This is a genomic window from Gottfriedia solisilvae, from assembly GCF_002128405.1.
Taxonomy (GTDB): domain Bacteria; phylum Bacillota; class Bacilli; order Bacillales; family Bacillaceae_G; genus Gottfriedia; species Gottfriedia solisilvae.
Genome location: NZ_NETJ01000014.1, coordinates 1 through 18,903 on the forward strand (window position 1 = coordinate 1; position 18,903 = coordinate 18,903).

Sequence of the window (18,903 nt, forward strand, 5' to 3'; positions counted from 1 at the left end):
AGAGGTCACACCCGTTCCCATACCGAACACGGCAGTTAAGCTCTTCAGCGTCGATGGTAGTTGGGGGTTTCCCCCTGTGAGAGTAGAACGTCGCCTGGTAAATGAAAAACATCAGCTATCAAGCTGATGTTTTTTTGTGTTTTATAAGGTTAATAAACGGTGAATTAAAAAAGGAATTTTTTGTTCAGTTGACGTTAGAAATTGATTGATTAGCGGGTAATCATCGGTAGAAAATGTTTGTAAAAGCTCACACCACCAATCAGTTTCGTATCTGCAAATCATACTTAAATTATAAAGAAGCAAATAGTGGTATAAGATTTCAGGTAAAATCATCAATGATTCCTTTTGTGTCTTTAAATAATAACTTTGATTAGATAAATTAAAATAAAAAGGTACATTTCTAAGTAGCCTTTCATTATTATTCGACTTGATTTTAATGTTTCTAGGATCTTGTGAAACAAGGTCAATATTTACTGTATTTTGCTTCGATTGAAGAAATGTTATAAAACGCTCTGCAGTAAAATGATAGGAAGATAAAATTTGTTCAGGAACGACAATCGTATCATCATCATGATTAATCGGAACAAATACACTACCCTTTTTTGTGATTTTTAATAGAGTACTTAATTCAGGTATTGATTGAAGAAGTTGAAGCATCATAAACTTCTCACCATCTAAATTTGTAATATTAAATAATTCTTTTGCTGCATGAGTAAATAATCCATTTTTTTGTATTTTTACTTCATCTTCTAAAAAAGAGTATCCAGTTTTTTTGATTTTCCTAGATGTCACTCCGTGAGCTAAAATGGCAGTAGTGCTAGGGTAGTTAGGATCCACAGTAAGGATACAAGCCTTAATTAATTGAACTAATCCGTAAAATAGTAGTGTTGGTTTTACGTTTATTTGCGACTGCCTGGCAGCAAGAAAATAACTTTTCCCATGTTCAATATAATACAAGAAGGGATACGCATTATGAAATGCTTTTGATTTTTTATCGATAGAATGAAAACGCTCATATTTTGTTTGTAAATAATTTTTTGAATACTGAGCAGAGCTAAAGTAGCATAGTTCATCCCATACATTATTATACGGATATAACATAAGAGTAAGGCTCCTTATTAACTGAATATTTAAACATAACTTGACTTCCTTGACAGTGTTTTATCCTATTGTTAATCTACTAATAATATTTATACGCATATAGGGGGGCTTTTTTAATGTGGGAATCGAAATTCGTAAAAGAAGGACTTACTTTTGATGATGTTTTATTAGTTCCAGCAAAATCCGAAGTACTTCCAAACCAAGTTGATGTAAGTGTAAGATTAACTGACAAAATCCAGTTAAATATACCTCTAATTAGTGCTGGTATGGACACTGTAACTGAAGCTGAGATGGCAATTGCAATGGCTAGACAAGGTGGATTAGGTATTATCCACAAAAATATGTCAATTGAAGAACAAGCTGAACAAGTAGATAAAGTTAAACGTTCAGAGAGTGGTGTAATCAACGATCCATTTTTCCTTACACCGACTCATAAAGTAGCAGATGCAGAATATTTAATGGGAAAATATCGAATTTCAGGTGTACCGATTGTAGATGATACAGATAACAAAAAATTAGTTGGTATTCTTACAAATCGTGATCTTCGCTTTATTCAAGATTACTCAATTGTGATTTCTGATGTTATGACTAAGGAAAATTTAGTAACTGCTCCAGTAGGAACTACTCTTGCAGAAGCTGAAAAAATCCTTCAAAAGCATAAGATCGAAAAGTTACCCCTAGTAGATGAAAATGGAATTTTAAAAGGTTTAATTACGATAAAAGATATTGAAAAAGTTATTGAGTTCCCTAACTCTGCTAAAGATCAACAAGGTCGCCTATTAGTAGGAGCAGCAGTAGGAGTAACAAAAGATGCCCTTCAACGAGTAGAGTTTTTAGTGAAAGCTAACGTTGACGTAGTAGTAATAGATACTGCACATGGTCATTCAAAAGGCGTTATTGAAAAAGTGCAAGAAATTAGAAGTAAGTTCCCAGAGTTAGCAATTATTGCTGGTAACGTTGCTACTGCACAGGCTACAAAAGAGTTAATTGAAGCCGGAGCTGATATTGTTAAAGTTGGTATCGGACCAGGTTCAATTTGTACAACTCGTGTAGTAGCTGGTGTTGGTGTACCTCAGTTAACAGCAGTATATGATTGTGCAACTGTAGCCAAAGAATATGGTGTACCAATTATCGCTGATGGTGGAATTAAATATTCTGGAGATATCGTTAAAGCTTTAGCAGCTGGTGGACATGTTGTTATGTTAGGTAGCATGTTTGCAGGTGTTCAAGAAAGCCCAGGCGAAACAGAAATCTTCCAAGGAAGACAATTTAAAGTTTACCGTGGTATGGGTTCTGTAGGTGCAATGGAACGTGGAAGTAAGGATCGCTATTTCCAAGAAGGTAATAAAAAGCTAGTTCCAGAAGGCATTGAAGGACGTGTAGCTTACAAAGGTCCATTAGCTGACACAGTTCACCAATTAATCGGTGGTATTCGTGCAGGTATGGGATACTGTGGAACACCTACGTTAAGAGAATTAAGAGAAAATGCACAATTTATTAGAATGACTGGAGCTGGATTAAGAGAAAGTCATCCTCATGATGTTCATATCACGAAAGAGGCACCAAACTACTCTTCATGATTTAATTAGGCAATTACAAGAAATTGTAGTTGCCTATTTTTTGGGAAATAATTATGTTAAAATGTACAAAGATGTAAAAAAATGAGTGGAGGTAAGAAAGTGATAGGAAAGAACATACTAAAAAAACTAGTAGTATTAACACTAGCATTTGCTTTAGTCATCCCAGTAAATTTACGACTAGTAGCTGCAGAAGATGTATTAGGAGTTAAAGCAGATGCGGCGATATTAGTAGATTCAAACTCTGGAAAAATATTATTCGAAAAAAATTCAAATACTCCTTTACCAATAGCGAGTATGACAAAAATGATGTCCGAATATCTTGTTATTGATGCTGTTCATAACGGGAAAATTTCATGGGATCAAAAAGTAACAGTATCAGAATATGCACATAAAATTTCACAAAATACTGGTTTGTCTAATGTACCATTAGAGCTAGGTGGAAAATATACAGTTAAAGAATTATATGAAGCTGCAGCAATTTATTCTGCGAACGGTGCAACAATCGCATTAGCTGAATTAGTTGGCGGTTCAGAGAAAAATTTTGTTCAGCTTATGAATGACAAAGCAAAAAAATTAAAACTAGGTGAGGTTAAATTTGTTAACGCAACTGGTCTAGTTAATAAAGATTTACAAGGTATGCACCCAGAAGGTACTTCTCCTTCTGATGAAAATATTATGAGTGCTAAAGGTGTGGCTAAATTAGCATACTATTTATTAAACGATTATCCAGAAGTTCTTGAAACTTCGTCAATTCCAAAAAAGATCTTCCAAGAAGGTCAAAAATATCCTGTAAAAATGGAAAACTGGAACTGGATGTTACCAGGTTTAGTTTTTGAGTACCAAGGTATGGATGGTTTAAAAACAGGTTCAACTGATTCAGCTGGATTCTGTTTTACTGGTACAGCTGAAAGAGACGGTCAACGTTATATTTCTGTTGTAATGGGTGCAGATTCATACAATTCACGTTTCAGTGAAACAGCAAAATTAATGGATTATGGTTTCAGTAATTTCGAGAAAATTACATTAGTTGAAAAAGGTCAAGCTGTTAAAGGTAATAAAACAGTTAAAGTAATCAAAGGTAAAGAAAAAGAAGTAAACGTTGTAGCGAAAGATTCACTTACATTAGCTGTAAAGCGTGGAGAAGGTAAAAATTATAAAGCACAGATTAAATTATCTGGAAAAAATATAGATGAAGACGGAAACATTATTGCACCTATTAAAAAGAACACAAAAGTAGGAGAAATAATCGTTAAATCTTCAAATAAAGATGATTTAGGCTTTATCACTACAAGGAATGAAAAAACATTTGATTTAGTAGTAGATAAAGACGTGGAAAAAGCAAATTGGTTCGTATTAACATTTAGAGCGATCGGTTCTTTCTTTGGAAATTTATGGGGAAGTATCGTTGATGGCATAAGTGGATTATTTAAATAATTATAAAATACTGTATCTTCAATTGTTAAGTTGACCATTTTTCAGTAAAATGGGAATTAGGTAACTTTTCAATGGGAGAAAATCGTAAATAATTTTGTTACCTAGAATGTTTTAATAATGGAGGGGCAAGACAATGAATTTAACAGGAACAGATCGTGTAAAACGTGGCATGGCAGAAATGCAAAAAGGCGGCGTTATTATGGACGTAGTAAATGCTGAACAAGCTAAAATAGCAGAGGCAGCTGGTGCAGTTGCGGTTATGGCTTTAGAAAAAGTACCATCTGATATTCGTGCAGCTGGTGGAGTTGCTCGTATGGCTGATACAAGTATTACTGAAGAAATTTTAAACGCAGTTAGCATTCCTGTAATGGCTAAAGCGCGTATTGGACATATCGTTGAAGCTCGCGTTTTAGAAGCAATGGGAGTAGACTACATTGATGAGAGTGAAGTATTATCACCTGCTGATGATATCTTCCACATTAATAAATCTGATTACACAGTTCCATTCGTTTGTGGTTGTCGTAACCTAGGTGAAGCACTTCGTCGTATTGGTGAAGGTGCATCTATGCTTCGTACGAAAGGTGAGCCTGGTACAGGAAATATTGTTGAAGCAGTTCGTCACTTACGCCAAATTAATGGAGAAATCCGTAAAGTAGTTGGATTATCACTTGATGAATTAATGGTTGAAGCAAAAAATCTTGGCGCTCCATATGAATTATTACTTCAAATTAAAGAACTTGGCCGTTTACCGGTAGTTAACTTTGCAGCTGGTGGGGTAGCAACTCCTGCTGATGCAGCGTTAATGATGGAATTAGGTGCTGATGGAGTATTCGTAGGATCTGGTATCTTCAAATCAGAAAACCCTGAGAAATTTGCTAGTGCGATTGTACAAGCTACTACTCACTACCAAGATTATGAATTAATTGCAAACCTTTCTAAAAACTTAGGTCCAGCTATGAAAGGTATCGATATGAGACAACTTGCAGCTGCTGATCGTATGCAAGACCGTAGCATTTAAGTTGGTGACAAGATGAAAATTGGTGTATTAGCTTTACAGGGAGCAGTTCAAGAACATATTAATGCAATTAAGGCATCAGGTGCCGAAGCGGTAATTGTGAAGCGTGTAGAGCATTTAGAAGGATTAGATGGGATTGTGTTACCAGGTGGAGAAAGTACTGCAATGCGTAAGTTACTTGACCATATTGGTTTACTACAACCATTAAAAGATAAAATTGAAAATGGTTTACCTGCATTTGGTACATGTGCTGGCATGATTTTACTTTCAAAAGAAATTGCAAATGATGATACAGTACACCTAGGCGTAATGGATATGGTTTCAGAGCGTAATGCATTTGGTAGACAAGTCGATAGTTTTGAAGTGAATATTCCTATAAAAGGAGTATGTGAAGACTTCCCGTCGGTATTCATTAGAGCACCATTTATTCGTTCAGTATCTGGGGATGCGGAAGTAATTGCAGAGCATGATGGTAATATTGTTGCTGTTAAACAAAACCATATGTTGGCTGCATCGTTCCATCCAGAATTAACAAACGATTATCGCTTAATGAATTACTTTGTAAGCATGGTTAAAGAAAAAAATGCTAATTTAAGTATGTAGCTATTGAAAAATGTAAAAGCTTATAGTAAATTATAATAAAATTTAATTGTCTAAAGCGATGAAAGAAAATAGTAACAAGTTCTTAATTTCCAGAGAGTCGGTGGTTGGTGCAAACCGATAATGAAGTCTTGTGAATCCATTCTTGAGCGAGTTGTGGAATACTGATTTTAGTTAGTAAATAACTCCGGTTATATAGTCCGTTAAACTATACTAAGGTGGAAGGATTATTTATAGTTCTTCAATTAGGGTGGCAACGCGGGTAGCTCTCGTCCCTTTATAGGGATGAGGGCTTTTTTGTATTCTTTTTTAGCAACCTTTAGACAACTAAGAAAAATAGGAGGAATGAAAATGTTAGACGTTAAGTTATTACGTAGCAATTTTGAAGATGTAAAAGCAAAATTACAGTTGCGTGGTGGAGATGTAAGCTATATTGAAAAATTTGAAGACTTAGATTTAAAGCGTAGAGAGCTACTTGTTGAGGTTGAAGGTTTAAAAAGTCGCCGAAATGAAGTTAGCCAAGAAATCAGTGTTTTAAAGCGTGAGAAAAAAGACGCTGAGGCTTTAATTGTTGAAATGCGTGAAGTGGGCGACAAAATTAAAGACCTAGATGAAGAAATTAGAGGGTTAGAAGAGCAACTGGATGCAATTCTATTTACAATTCCAAACTTAGTAAGTGATTCAGTTCCTGAAGGATTAACTGAAGATGATAACGTAGAAATTCGTAGAATCGGTGAAGTGCGTAAATTTGACTTTGAACCGAAACCACACTGGGATTTAGGCGTAGATCTAGATATTCTAGATTTTGAGCGCGGTGCTAAAGTTACCGGTAGCCGTTTTACATTCTATAAAGGTTTAGGGGCAAAACTTGAGCGTGCTTTAATTAGCTTCATGTTAGATCTTCATACTGAAGAGCATGGTTATACAGAGATGCTACCTCCAAACCTTGTAAATCGATCAAGTATGATTGGGACTGGTCAGCTTCCAAAATTTGAAGAAGATGCATTCCGTATTGAAAAAGAAGATTTCTTCTTAGTACCGACTGCGGAAGTACCAGTTACAAACTACCATCGTGACGAGATTTTAGATGGTTCACAATTACCGATTGCATATACAGCTTATAGTGCATGCTTCCGTTCTGAAGCAGGATCTGCTGGTCGCGATACAAGAGGTTTAATTCGTCAACACCAGTTTAATAAAGTTGAACTTGTTCGTTTTGTTAAACCAGAAGAATCTTATATTGAGTTAGAAAAATTAACAGCTCATGCAGAAAAAGTTCTTCAATTATTAGAATTACCATACCGTGTTATCACATTGTGTGCTGGTGATATTGGTTTCTCTTCTGCAAAAACTTATGATATTGAAGTTTGGTTACCAAGCTATGATGCTTACAAAGAAATTTCTTCTTGTAGTAATTTTGAAGGTTTCCAAGCAAGACGTGCGAATATTCGCTTCCGTCGTGAGCCGAAAGGAAAGCCAGAATTTGTTCATACATTAAATGGTTCTGGTCTGGCAATCGGTCGTACAGTATCTGCTATTTTAGAAAACTACCAACAAGCAGATGGTTCAGTTGTCATTCCTGAAGTGCTTCGTCCGTACATGGGTGGAAAAGAAGTTATTAAATAAAAAATAAGCAGGTTGTCACGAGAGTTAGTTTTTCTGTGACAACCTGCTTTTTTATTTAGAGTGTTTTAGCATTCATTTTAAATTGAGGAGTATTCCACATATCCAACCATTTTTTAATAGCAGAAATTAGTATGATCACACCAAGGACTAGCATGATGATTGAAAGAATGGCATTTAACGTGCTATATCCTGCAGCATCTGGATTTAAATAAACATTTTTAACCATCCAATATCCTGCATAGTTTACAGTGACAAATAAATATGCGAGTGGGACAAGACATGTTAACATATACCAACGTTTATCAGCAATTTTTAATATGACCGTCGCGCCAATGATTAGGCCGATAGATGCCATTAACTGGTTAGATACACCGAATAGTGCCCAAATTGATCCAATGTCTCCTGAATATAGGAGATATCCCCACATAAAGCAAGCTAGAGCACTTGCAAATATTGAACCTGGAAGCCAGTCAGTTTTCTTTAAAGGCTTATAGTACTCTCCAAAGAAATCTTGAATTAAGTATCGTGCTACACGAGTTCCAGCATCGATTGCCGTTAAAATAAATACTGCTTCAAACATGATAACAAATTGGAAGAAGTAAGATGCTAAATGGCTAAACCAAGGAATTGATGTAAAAATGTAGGACATTCCTACTGCTAAGGTAACAGCCCCACCTGTACGGCCTTCTAAATCTAATCCAATTTCTTTTGCAAGTTCAGGAAGATGAACAACTTCCATACCCAACGTTTTAAAAACTTCTGGAGTTGAGTTAATAGCAAAGTAATCTGCTGGTTGAAGAGCAGTAGCAGCGATAAGTGCCATAATTCCTACTAAACACTCAACAAGCATTGCACCAAATCCTACGACCTTAATATCGCTCCATCGATCAAGCATTTTAGGAGTTGTACCTGATCCTACGAAAGCGTGGAAACCAGAAATCGCTCCACATGCGATTGTAATAGATATAAATGGCCATACCGGTCCTGCAAGGATTGGACCGCCACCACCAGTAAATTTCGTAAATGCTGGGAATTCAATAACTGGATTGATAATAAACACACCGATAATTAAAGCAATAAAGACACCAATTTTCATGAAACTACTCAAATAATCTCGTGGTGCCAGTAATAACCAAACTGGTAGTGCCGCAGCAAAAAATGCATAAATTGGTAGAATAATAGCTAAAGTTTTTGTATCAAATGTTAAAAATTCTCCAAGAGCGGTCTCCTGGATAGTTGGTCCCATAAATACACCAACCATTAATAGAACGAATCCTATTGTAGAGGCTAGTTTTAAGTTACCTGTCTTTTTATATAATAATCCAACACCCATAGCAATTGGAATTGTAATACCTACAGCAAAAGTACCCCATGGATTGTTCTCTAGTGCATGAAGCACAACCATTGAAAGACCCGCCATTGTAATCGTAATAATAAATAGCATTGCTAGTCCTGTACAAAAGCCAGCTACGGGACCTAGTTCATCTTTTGCTACTTCTGATAATGATTTACCTTTTTTACGCATAGAGGCAAATAACACAACCGCGTCATGAACCGCTCCACCAATAACTGCACCAATCAAGAGCCAAAGTAGGCCAGGAAGATAACCAAATTGTGCAGCTAAAATAGGTCCTACTAATGGACCAGCGGCAGCAATCGCAGCAAAGTGATGACCGAAGGAAACCCATTTATTTGTAGGAACATAATCCTTTCCATCATTTAACTCGTGAGCTGGTGTTGCTTTAGAGTCATCTAGCTTTAACACCTTTACCGTTATGAAAGTTCCATATAAACGATAGGCAATCATTAATATACACATGGAAGCAATAACAATTGTAACCGCATTCATTTTTATCAAGACCTCCCCTGTTTTTATATCACTAATATTACTCTATGAAAATGCCAACATCTTCTTTTCAATATGAATTGCATAAATAACAGGATGAATTGCAAAATAGGGTCTTTGAAATACAAGCTAAAAATCAAATAGCAGTTTTAGTTCCTTAGTATAAGTACGACTAACGGGTACTTTCTCGTTGTCACGCATAATTAGATTATAGGTTGAATGAAACCAGGGCTGAATTTCAATAATCTGATCGATATTCACAATATAGCTACGATGTACACGGATAAATGAAGTGTCTTGCAGCTTACGTTCAATACTTATTAATGGCTCATTTACTTGATATGAATATTTTTCAGTCACAACAACTGTTTTACCATCAAGTGTATAGATATATAGAATTTCCTCAAATGTAACTAATATAATTCGTTCATCTACAGTAATTGCAAGCTTATCTTGTTTTAAATGACGTTTTGGCTTCTTATGTAGCGATTCTTTAACATAAGGCGAAGTAAGCCTAATAATCTTTTCTACCGTTTTTAAAATTCTATCTTCGTCATATGGTTTTAAAATGTAATCAATTGCCTGTAGTTCAAAAGCATTTAAGGCATACTCATCAAAAGCTGTTGCAAATACAATCGCTGGCCGGTGAGCTAGATCCTGTAATTTTTGAGCTAGCTCCAACCCGCTTTCATCAGCTAACTGAATATCTAAAAAGACTACATCTACCGGATTCGAATGAACTTCCTCCAATGCTCTTTCAATTGTATCGACTGAAGCTATTATATCTACTTCTTTAGTTCTCTTTAATAGATAAGCTAGTTCGTCACGTGCTAATGGCTCATCTTCAACTATTAATGCCTTTAACAAATATTATCCCTCCAAGTTCTCCTCGGTTAGAGGTAGCGTTATATAAACTTTTGTCCCTAATCCAAGATCTGAATCTATTTGAAAGTTCTCTTTCTGGCCATAAATCTCTTCAATACGTTTTTTTATATTCCATAAGGCCGTGCCAGTGCCTTCTTTTGACTGTACAGTTTCATTACCAATCGTTTTTAGTAAAGCAGTTGGAATACCTTTACCGTTGTCTTCAGTAAGTAGGATCATTTTTCCTTTATTCTTATAGGCACTAACAACTACATTTAATTTTTTCTCTTTTGAAAATGCATGTCTAATTGAATTTTCTACAAGAGGTTGTAGTGTAAATGGTGGGATCATGGCATTGCGCAAGCTTGGTTCAATGTCAAAATCGACAGTAAATTTATTTGGGAAACGGGTTTGCTCTAAAGTTAAGTATGCTTCGACGTGCTCAAGTTCTTTTTCAAGTGGTACAAGTGTTTGTCTTGCTCCTTGCAAATTGTTGCGGAAAAAAGTACTTAAATGAATTAGTAATTTTCTAGCTTTATCTGAATCAGTTCGAATCAGACTAGAGATTGTGTTAATCGAATTAAATAAAAAATGTGGATGTACTTGTGCTTGTAAAGCTTTTATTTCTGCATCTTTTAATAGTCTTCTTTGTAACTCTACTTCAGCTAGTTCTAATTGTGTTGAAAAAAGTTTACTTAATCCATCAGCTAGCTCTTGTTCAACTATATCGAGTTTATTTGAATCTCGATAATATAATTTCAAGGATCCTACAGTTCTATTCGATGCTTTTAATGGCAGTACAATTGCTGCTTGTAATGGACAATTTTCATGAGAGCACTGAATTTCTTCCTTACTATTTGCGATAAAGATGTCGCCTTGCTCAAGGGCCTTTTTGGTTAGTCTAGTAGATAGACTCTGTAATGGTTTGTGATGGTTAGAGCCTGCGCCGATATGTGCAAGTACTTGTTCATGGTCTGTAATTGATATAGCATCTGCATTTGTTAGTCTGAAAATAATTCTTGAAACCTCTGAACTTGAGTGAGTCGTTAATCCCTGTCTAAAATGGGGGAGTGTTTGCTGCGCAATGAATAACGCTTTATTTGTTTGCAGTGCTCTTGTTTTTTCCTCTTCCTGAAGGATATTTTGAATGATTAATATGAAGATTAATGTTCCGAATCCGTTAATGGCAATCATAGGAAAAGCAATTAATTGTACTAAGTGCAAGGCTGCATCGAAAGGCTTTGCGACGATTAGTATAATTCCCATTTGAATGCACTCCATTAAAATGCCGATAATGACGGCCCTCAATAAGGAGTTGTTTTTTTGGATACCATATTTTTTTCCTAGAAATCCAGTTACAACACCGGCCAATATTGTAGAAAATGCACATGCGAAGGCTGTGAAACCACCAAGGGTTAATCTATGGAGACCCGCAATTAGTCCAACGCCAAAACCAACAAATGGACCACCAAGCAAACCGCCAATTGCAACTCCCATAATTCGTGTGTTTGCAATTGCATTATTACTATCTACATTAAAATGCCAAGTTTGAGACATAATGGAATCTTGATAAATATGTACGCCTGTATAATTACTAACGATGCCAAATGCACCGAATATTAGAATTAACAAAAATTTGCCTTTTACTGAATGCTCATTCTGAACAACCTGGCGAAAAGATTTCATTCTAGAAAGTAATAAAGCTAGTATGACTAAGATTCCAACGCGTTCTAACATTAAAGGTAGTAACTCTAACAAATCTTTTCTCCTCCTACACGAATTTTTGACATAATTAAGTTGATATTTTTATTATAAGTAATGGATTTTTCTATGTATATTTAAATAACTTTTAGTTAAAATTTAAGTGTAAACAAAGCTCTTTTTAACAGTAAGAACTATGAATAGATTAAAAAATGAAAAGGAATACAAAATACATAATTTTTTTTGGAAAATGCTTGACCATGTATTTTCAGTATGATATTATAAATCTTGTCAAAACGGAGTAATACCCAAGTCTGGCTGAAGGGATCGGTCTTGAAAACCGACAGGGGTGTAACAGCCCGCGGGGGTTCGAATCCCTCTTACTCCTCCATTTTTGATTTTTAACGGAGCGCATACATATATCGGAGATTGTCAACTCGTTACTTATGGTAACGAGTTTTTTGTTGTTTAAAAATGGAGAAATTTAAAAAGCTGTTTACTCATTGGTATAGAGTAAACAGCTTTACTATTTCTTATCTAGATTTGATATATTTTTGAGAATGGTTTAACACATTACCAATTTTCTTGATGATTTCTTCTACAGATGTTTCGTCTTTAATTAGGTCATATTCACTAATGCTTAAACGAAGTACTGGGCAAGCATTAAAGTTATTAATCCAGTTTTCATAACGAGAGTTCATTTCTTTCCAATAATCGATTGGAGTTTGTTGTTCCATCGGACGTCCACGTTCTTTAATACGCTCGACTACTTCGTCAAAAGTTCCCTCTAAATAGATTAATAAGTCTGGTGTTGGAAAATATGGTGACATAACCATTGCATCAAATAAGCTAGTATATGTTTCATAATCAACTTCGCTCATTGTACCTTTTTCATAATGCATTTTCGCAAAGATTCCAGTGTCTTCATAAATTGAACGATCTTGGATAAATCCTCCACCGTATTCGAACATTCTTTTTTGCTCTTTAAAGCGTTCTGCTAAGAAGTAAATTTGTAAATGAAAACTCCATCTAGAAAAATCTTGATAGAATTTGTCTAGATATGGATTCGTATCAACTTTTTCAAATGATGTACGAAAGTTTAATGCATTCGCTAAAGCATTTGTCATAGTAGATTTACCTACTCCAACTGTTCCGGCAATTGTGATCACTGCGTCATTTCGTATTCCGTATTTTTCGCGCAAATTCATATGCTTCTTAGCTCCTTTTGTAAGGTGTTTTCTAATGTATCAAGGATCATCGTTAAATCTCTTGGATTATTTACAAAGTCAATTTGATCTCCATCGAATTTTAGTACTGGAATCTCAGGGTGTTTTAACTGAAATTCTTTCATGTGTAACTCGTAATCTTCTATTAACTGTATAAGATATTGGTCTTCAATTAAATTCTCAAATTCTCTGCCTCGGAGCTCAATTCTCTTTTGAAGTGTTTCAAGGCTAGCTGTTAAATAGATAATTACGTTTGGCTTTGGCATATCCTCTGTTAAAATCTGATATATTTTTAAGTATTTATCGTGCTGTTGATCTTTTAACGTCCTGCTTGCAAAGATTAAATTCTTAAGGATGTGGTAGTCTGCAACTACTGGTATCGATTTTTTAAGAAACATTTTATCGATATCTTCTAATTGTTTAAATCGGTTGCATAGGAAAAACATTTCCGTTTGGAAACTCCACTCTTCAATGTCTGTGTAAAACTTACCTAAAAATGGATTTTCATCTACTATTTCTTTCAATAATTCATAATGAAAGTGCTCAGAGATCGCTTTGGATAGAGATGTTTTTCCGACACCTATAGGTCCTTCTACTGTAATAAAAGGTACATGTATCATCTCTTGTCCTCCTTACTAGTCAATTTCCGTATCATACGCTTAAACATACAGAAACTATTTTAACATACTGCGGACAGGTGGAATACAATTTTAAAAAATTTCCAATTTTATTGTTCTAATTTTGAAATAATTCATTTATGACTGCTTCTATTTCCTGAGAAAGAATCAATTTTGCATTTAATATATCCTTCATCATATAGACCGCAACATTCTCGTCATAATCAGTTATAGAGGAAATTGCATCGTAAGGTATAATTAAGTTATAATCTCGCATAAATGCGTCGTTAGCAGTAAAGAGTACACATCGATTACCAGCGACTCCTAGAATGATTAAATGAGTCACTTCATGTTTTTTTAATTCATGATCAAGTTCAGTTTGATAAAAGCCTGAATAATTTGGTTTGAAAATACATAATTCGTGTCTCTTAGGTTTAATTTCTTGGATAATGTTATAACTTAATGGGTTCGTACAGTGTTTTAAAACTTTATCAGCGGAAGGATTATTTAATTTATAGTGATCGTTTACATATATAATGGGAAATTCTCTTTTTATAAATAAATCCCTTAACAAATTGATATTAGGAATCATTTTTTCTGTTTTTTCTGCGAGTACACAACCATGCTTAAATGAAAATGAGTTGATTAAATCAACCATTAATAATGCAGGTTTCGGATTTTTTTTATCACAGGAAGAATTCACTCATAATCACTCCATTCTATGGTTTAGTTTATCTACTCATATAAAGAATATTTGTTAGTAATAGAAATAAAGAGGTGTAAAATTTGAATAAAGATGAGATTTTTATGAAAATGGCGATAGAGGAAGCTTTGAAAGCTGAGGAGCTGGGTGAAGTTCCGATTGGAGCCATTATCGTTTATAAAGATGAAGTAATTGCACGAGGATATAATCTAAGAGAAACTAAACAAACTGCATTAGGTCATGCTGAAGTCATTGCGATTGAAGAAGCTTGTAAAGTAATTGATTCATGGAGGCTTGAGGAAACAACATTATATGTAACGTTAGAACCTTGTCCAATGTGTGCCGGAGCAATCATTCAATCGAGAATTCCTCGGGTGGTTTACGGTGCGAAAGATCCTAAAGCTGGTTGTGGCGGTTCCATATATAATTTACTACAAGAGGAACAGTTTAATCATCGATGTGATGTGGAAACTGGTGTATTAGAGGAAGAATGTAGCAGATTATTAACAAACTTCTTTAGAGCGTTAAGGTTGAAGAAGAAAAAATTACCTAATGAGGACAAGCATTGATTTTTTACTAAGGTTCGTATATACTTTAAATACCGCTTCTAATGGCGGGATAATTAAGGTTGTAACTTTGCCGTGCTAGGTGGGGAGGTAGCGGTGCCCTGTACTCGCAATCCGCTCTAGCGAGACTGAATTCCACACCGAGGTGTACCTACTTTAGGGCCTGCCTTAAATAAGTGGTGTTGACGTCTGGGTCCTACGCAACGAGAACTCACGAACCTTGTCAGGTCCGGAAGGAAGCAGCAATAAGTGAGCCATCTCGTGTGCCGTAGGGGTGCCTGGGCCGAGCTAACTGTTTAAGTAACGCCTGGGGTAGTGCATCGAAGTGTGGTGCACGGCAGTAACTTTATAAAAACTCACTCATAAACTTGAGTGAGTTTTTTTGTTTTCTTTAAAAAATTTTCCAACAAATCACTACATAGGGTATAATAATGGTGACTTTGTAAGAAGGAGGAAATAAATTGACATACCAAGCATTATATCGTTTGTGGAGACCACAACAATTTAAAGACGTTGTAGGTCAAAACCATATTATACGAACGTTACAAAACTCCCTTCTTCAGCAAAAGGTTTCCCATGCATATTTGTTTACAGGTCCAAGAGGGACAGGTAAAACAAGTACGGCGAAAATTTTTGCAAAAGCTTTAAATTGCGAAAACGCACCAACTAATGAGCCATGTAATGTATGTTCAGTATGTAAAGGTATTACTGATGGTTCAATTTCTGATGTTATTGAAATCGATGCCGCTTCTAATAATGGTGTAGATGAGATTCGTGACATTCGCGAAAAGGTTAAATATGCTCCTTCCGTAGGTAAGTACAAAGTGTACATAATAGATGAAGTTCATATGCTTTCTATAGGAGCATTCAATGCGTTATTAAAAACATTAGAAGAGCCACCAGGACATGTAATTTTTATATTAGCCACAACAGAACCTCATAAAATACCGTTAACTATTCTTTCAAGATGTCAGCGCTTTGATTTTCATAAGATTAGTGCTCAAACAATTTCTGATCGATTAATGGTTGTCTTAAACCATCAGCAAACTGAAATTGATCCTGAGGCTTTGATGATGTTATCAAGAGCGGCAGAAGGCGGGATGAGGGATGCACTAAGTATACTTGATCAAGCAATCTCATATAGTGACCAGTTGATTACCTTAAACGATGTATTATCTGTTACTGGAACTGTTGCTCAAGAAAGTTTAATTTCTGTTGTATCTTCTATTAAAGATGGAAATGTCTCAGCTTGTTTAACACATATTGAGGAACTATTGAACCAAGGGAAAGACCCAGTTCGTTTCATTGAGGATTTAACAGTTTATTTTAGAGATGTTCTATTATATAGACATTCACCTAGTACTGTAGAGTTACTCGAAAGAGCTACTGTGAATGATCGCTTTAAAGAAATTACAGAGGCGTATGATGATGATTTAATTTATCAAATTATTGCTTCATTAAGTAAAAGTCAACAAGAGATGAAATGGACGAATCATCCAAGGGTTCTACTCGAAGTAGCAATCGTTCAACTATGTCAAAAGGCATCTGTAAGTAATGTAGGTGAAAAATCAGAAGAATTAACTGCTTTACTGAATAAAATAAATCATCTTGAAAAAGAGATTAATCATTTAAAAGAAAATGGTATAGCAATTAGTACAGCAAATAATGAAACTGCTTCAAATACGAAATCTAGGTCAACGACAACTCGCTCGAAAGTGCCAAATAGTATGATACAAAGTGTTTTACGTGCGGCTACCAAACCAGAGAAAAATAAAGTATTGGCAGCATGGCCGACATTACAGGACCAGTTACGTTATCAAAATAAAGTATCTACTGCCACATTAGTTTCTTATGGTGAAGTTGTTGCAGCTTCTTCTGAGCAATGTATTGTTGCTTTTAAATCGGAAACAATTTGTGATTTAATTAATAATAATGGTGAACAAGAGCACCTTACGACTATTAATCAAACCTTATCTACATTATTAGGCTCAGAAATGAGTATGTTAGCAATACCTGAAGAAGATTGGAAATCTACTAGGGATTCATATTTAAATCAAACGAAACAACAAGAAACCACTAATGAAGTTTCACCAATCGTACAAGAAGCAATCAATCTTGTCGGTGAGGATTTAGTAATAATAAAAGAATAAATATATTGGAGGAATAAATAATGATGCGTGGCGGAATGGGTAATATGAATAATATGATGAAACAAGTACAAAAAATGCAAAAGCAAATGGAAGAAGCACAAGCAGAATTAAATGTACGTACTTTCGTTGGAACAGCTGGCGGTGGAATGGTAACAGTTACAGCTAATGGATTAAAACAAATCGTTGAAGTAAATATTAAAGAAGAAGTAGTTGATCCAGAAGATATCGAAATGCTTCAAGACTTAGTATTAACTGCAACTAACGATGCACTTAAACAAATCGAAGTTGAAACATCTAAAACAATGGGTCAATTTACAAAAGGAATGAATATTCCAGGACTATTTTAGGGGATTATAATATGCATTATCCTGAACCCATATCAAAATTAATAGATAGTTTTATGAAATTGCCAGGGGTTGGTCCCAAAACGGCTGTTCGCCTGGCGTTTTTCATGTTAGAAATGAAGCAAGATGATGTATTAGATTTCGCAAAGTCAATGATTGATGCAAAAAGAAAGCTTTTGTATTGTTCAGAATGCGGCCATATAACTGACAACGATCCTTGCTATATTTGTGGCGATCAACAGAGAGATCGAACGACTATTTGCGTTGTTCAAGATACAAAAGATGTAATCGCTATGGAAAAAATGAGAGAATATCAAGGGTTATACCATGTACTTCACGGAGCAATATCTCCAATGGAAGGTGTGGGACCTGAAGATATTAAAATTATGGAGTTATTAAACAGGCTTAAAGATGACGAAGTACAAGAGATTATTCTTGCAACGAACCCGAATATTGAGGGTGAGGCAACAGCAATGTATATTTCTAGATTGTTAAAATCAACCGGTATCAAAATTACACGTATTGCACACGGTCTACCAGTAGGTGGAGATTTGGAATATGCAGATGAAGTGACATTGTCGAAAGCCCTTGAGGGTAGAAGAGAAATCTAGAAATTGATTGATGGAGAGAGACCATGGTTTTTTTTCGAAAAAAAGGAAAGCTCCGCAAAGAGTTTGACGAGAAACTTGTAGAAAGATTACTTGACTATAAAGATATATATTTGAATCAAGTCGAGTTAGTCGATAGAAGTGTTGATCCACCAGAGGATTTGTTAATCCATGTCAAACTATCACAAGTTAAATATTTCTTCTTATTAAAAGAAGCAAAGGCACGTAATGTGTTAATTACAAAAATGAAGTAATGACAAATTGATTTATTGATTACACAATAAACTCTTTTATAATTGTTTTAGGTATTTAATACAAACTCCTTTCATACAATCTTAGTACAAGGTGTACAAGTTATATGAGGGGAGTTTTTGTATTGAATAGTGTAATTATGATATCAGTAGTTTTATTTGTAATCTTATTTTTATTATTAGTAGGTCTACCTTTTAAAGCATTTAAAAATATAAGTAAGTATGTGTTGAGAGGCATTGTTTGTATCATGATCGTCTTTTTATTAAATTATATATTGGCATCAAATAACTTCCATATCCCAATCAATGCATTTACATGTCTTTTTGTAAGTATTCTTGGTATGCCTGGTATTGTAGCATTGGGTGTTATAGGAATTTATCTCGTTTAAATCTTTTTTGAAAAATATTTGGAATATGTATTGACCGATGATGAAATAGGTGTTATATTTATAAACGTCGCTGAGACAACAACTTAAAAAATAAAATATTGATTGACAGTTTTTGTCGACGATGTTATGATTATTAAGTTGTTAAATTAGCTTATACGATGATCTTTGAAAACTAAACAAAACATGAAGTAAAACGTCAATTATTAGTTTTTTGAGCAATACAAGATTTAAACTTAACTATTATGGAGAGTTTGATCCTGGCTCAGGACGAACGCTGGCGGC

The 18,903-nt window shown here is 34.9% G+C and carries 18 protein-coding genes, 1 tRNA gene, 1 rRNA gene, 1 other RNA gene and 1 other annotated feature; of the genes, 14 read left to right on the forward strand and 7 right to left on the reverse strand.

The genetic code is table 11. The features are described 5' to 3' along the window. Window positions 1-99 (forward strand): 5S ribosomal RNA (gene rrf / locus CAB05_RS21640); the annotation flags it as partial. Window positions 100-141: 42 nt separating this feature from the next. On the opposite strand, the gene CAB05_RS21645 is transcribed toward rrf, so the two are convergent. Beyond that, a complete protein-coding gene (locus CAB05_RS21645) occupies window positions 142-1,101 on the reverse strand; it encodes a YaaC family protein (protein ID WP_088004252.1) in 960 nt (319 codons plus the stop codon). 116 nt (window positions 1,102-1,217) lie between these two features. Here CAB05_RS21645 and guaB point away from each other — a divergent pair, with 116 nt between their 5' ends. The 5 genes from guaB (at window position 1,218) to serS (ending at window position 7,356) form a co-directional block, all read left to right on the forward strand. Continuing rightward, entirely contained in the window at window positions 1,218-2,681 is a 1,464-nt protein-coding gene (gene guaB, locus CAB05_RS21650; RefSeq protein WP_088004254.1) for an IMP dehydrogenase, read from the forward strand. 81 nt (window positions 2,682-2,762) lie between these two features. Then, window positions 2,763-4,115 carry a serine hydrolase gene (locus CAB05_RS21655; protein WP_088004256.1) on the forward strand — a complete coding sequence of 451 codons (1,353 nt, stop codon included), beginning with the start codon at window positions 2,763-2,765 and terminating at the stop codon, window positions 4,113-4,115. Between the two features lie 133 nt (window positions 4,116-4,248). Continuing rightward, window positions 4,249-5,133, forward strand: coding sequence for a pyridoxal 5'-phosphate synthase lyase subunit PdxS (gene pdxS, locus CAB05_RS21660; RefSeq protein WP_088004258.1), 885 nt, complete (start codon window positions 4,249-4,251; stop codon window positions 5,131-5,133). Between the two features lie 12 nt (window positions 5,134-5,145). Next, window positions 5,146-5,733, forward strand: coding sequence for a pyridoxal 5'-phosphate synthase glutaminase subunit PdxT (gene pdxT / locus CAB05_RS21665; protein WP_088004261.1), 588 nt, complete (start codon window positions 5,146-5,148; stop codon window positions 5,731-5,733). Between the two features lie 49 nt (window positions 5,734-5,782). After that, window positions 5,783-6,010 (forward strand) — a binding site (T-box leader). Between the two features lie 71 nt (window positions 6,011-6,081). After that, the gene (gene serS, locus CAB05_RS21670; protein ID WP_088004263.1) at window positions 6,082-7,356 is read left to right on the forward strand and encodes a serine--tRNA ligase; all 1,275 of its coding nucleotides are present in this window, start codon (window positions 6,082-6,084) and stop codon (window positions 7,354-7,356) included. Window positions 7,357-7,411: 55 nt separating this feature from the next. On the opposite strand, the gene cstA is transcribed toward serS, so the two are convergent. The 3 genes from cstA to CAB05_RS21685 form a co-directional block, all read right to left on the reverse strand. Then, window positions 7,412-9,205: a carbon starvation protein CstA gene (cstA, locus tag CAB05_RS21675; protein ID WP_088004265.1), complete on the reverse strand. Its 1,794-nt coding sequence runs from the start codon at window positions 9,203-9,205 to the stop codon at window positions 7,412-7,414. A 126-nt stretch (window positions 9,206-9,331) separates the two neighbouring features. After that, window positions 9,332-10,069, reverse strand: a complete 738-nt coding sequence (locus CAB05_RS21680; protein ID WP_088004267.1) for a LytR/AlgR family response regulator transcription factor — start codon at window positions 10,067-10,069, stop codon at window positions 9,332-9,334. 3 nt (window positions 10,070-10,072) lie between these two features. Further along, the gene (locus tag CAB05_RS21685; RefSeq protein WP_088004269.1) at window positions 10,073-11,824 is read right to left on the reverse strand and encodes a sensor histidine kinase; all 1,752 of its coding nucleotides are present in this window, start codon (window positions 11,822-11,824) and stop codon (window positions 10,073-10,075) included. Window positions 11,825-12,065: 241 nt separating this feature from the next. Between CAB05_RS21685 and CAB05_RS21690 the strand changes: the two genes are divergently transcribed. Beyond that, a tRNA-Ser gene (locus tag CAB05_RS21690) sits at window positions 12,066-12,158 on the forward strand. 142 nt (window positions 12,159-12,300) lie between these two features. On the opposite strand, the gene CAB05_RS21695 is transcribed toward CAB05_RS21690, so the two are convergent. From CAB05_RS21695 to CAB05_RS21705, 3 genes are all read right to left on the reverse strand, one after another. Beyond that, window positions 12,301-12,975, reverse strand: a complete 675-nt coding sequence (locus tag CAB05_RS21695) for a deoxynucleoside kinase (protein WP_088004271.1) — start codon at window positions 12,973-12,975, stop codon at window positions 12,301-12,303. Next, window positions 12,972-13,613 carry a deoxynucleoside kinase gene (locus CAB05_RS21700; protein ID WP_088004273.1) on the reverse strand — a complete coding sequence of 214 codons (642 nt, stop codon included), beginning with the start codon at window positions 13,611-13,613 and terminating at the stop codon, window positions 12,972-12,974. Before CAB05_RS21700 ends, CAB05_RS21695 begins: the two co-directional genes overlap by 4 nt. Before the next feature lie 115 nt (window positions 13,614-13,728). Continuing rightward, window positions 13,729-14,313: a cysteine hydrolase family protein gene (locus CAB05_RS21705; protein WP_088004275.1), complete on the reverse strand. Its 585-nt coding sequence runs from the start codon at window positions 14,311-14,313 to the stop codon at window positions 13,729-13,731. A gap of 104 nt (window positions 14,314-14,417) precedes the next feature. Between CAB05_RS21705 and tadA the strand changes: the two genes are divergently transcribed. The 7 genes from tadA to CAB05_RS21740 all read left to right on the forward strand — a co-directional run bounded on the left by tadA (window position 14,418) and on the right by CAB05_RS21740 (window position 18,621). Next, complete coding sequence (tadA, locus tag CAB05_RS21710; RefSeq protein WP_371870412.1) at window positions 14,418-14,882, forward strand: tRNA adenosine(34) deaminase TadA; 465 nt, start codon at window positions 14,418-14,420, stop codon at window positions 14,880-14,882. A gap of 70 nt (window positions 14,883-14,952) precedes the next feature. Next, window positions 14,953-15,217: signal recognition particle sRNA large type (gene ffs, locus CAB05_RS21715), an RNA gene on the forward strand. A 123-nt stretch (window positions 15,218-15,340) separates the two neighbouring features. Next, entirely contained in the window at window positions 15,341-17,029 is a 1,689-nt protein-coding gene (gene dnaX / locus CAB05_RS21720) for a DNA polymerase III subunit gamma/tau (RefSeq protein ID WP_088004279.1), read from the forward strand. A 20-nt stretch (window positions 17,030-17,049) separates the two neighbouring features. Beyond that, window positions 17,050-17,376 carry a YbaB/EbfC family nucleoid-associated protein gene (locus tag CAB05_RS21725; protein ID WP_088004282.1) on the forward strand — a complete coding sequence of 109 codons (327 nt, stop codon included), beginning with the start codon at window positions 17,050-17,052 and terminating at the stop codon, window positions 17,374-17,376. 11 nt (window positions 17,377-17,387) lie between these two features. Then, complete coding sequence (gene recR, locus CAB05_RS21730; RefSeq protein WP_088004284.1) at window positions 17,388-17,984, forward strand: recombination mediator RecR; 597 nt, start codon at window positions 17,388-17,390, stop codon at window positions 17,982-17,984. A 23-nt stretch (window positions 17,985-18,007) separates the two neighbouring features. Continuing rightward, entirely contained in the window at window positions 18,008-18,235 is a 228-nt protein-coding gene (locus tag CAB05_RS21735; protein ID WP_088004286.1) for a YaaL family protein, read from the forward strand. Window positions 18,236-18,357: 122 nt separating this feature from the next. After that, entirely contained in the window at window positions 18,358-18,621 is a 264-nt protein-coding gene (locus CAB05_RS21740) for a pro-sigmaK processing inhibitor BofA family protein (RefSeq protein ID WP_158093331.1), read from the forward strand. The last annotated feature ends 282 nt before the right edge of the window (window positions 18,622-18,903 follow it).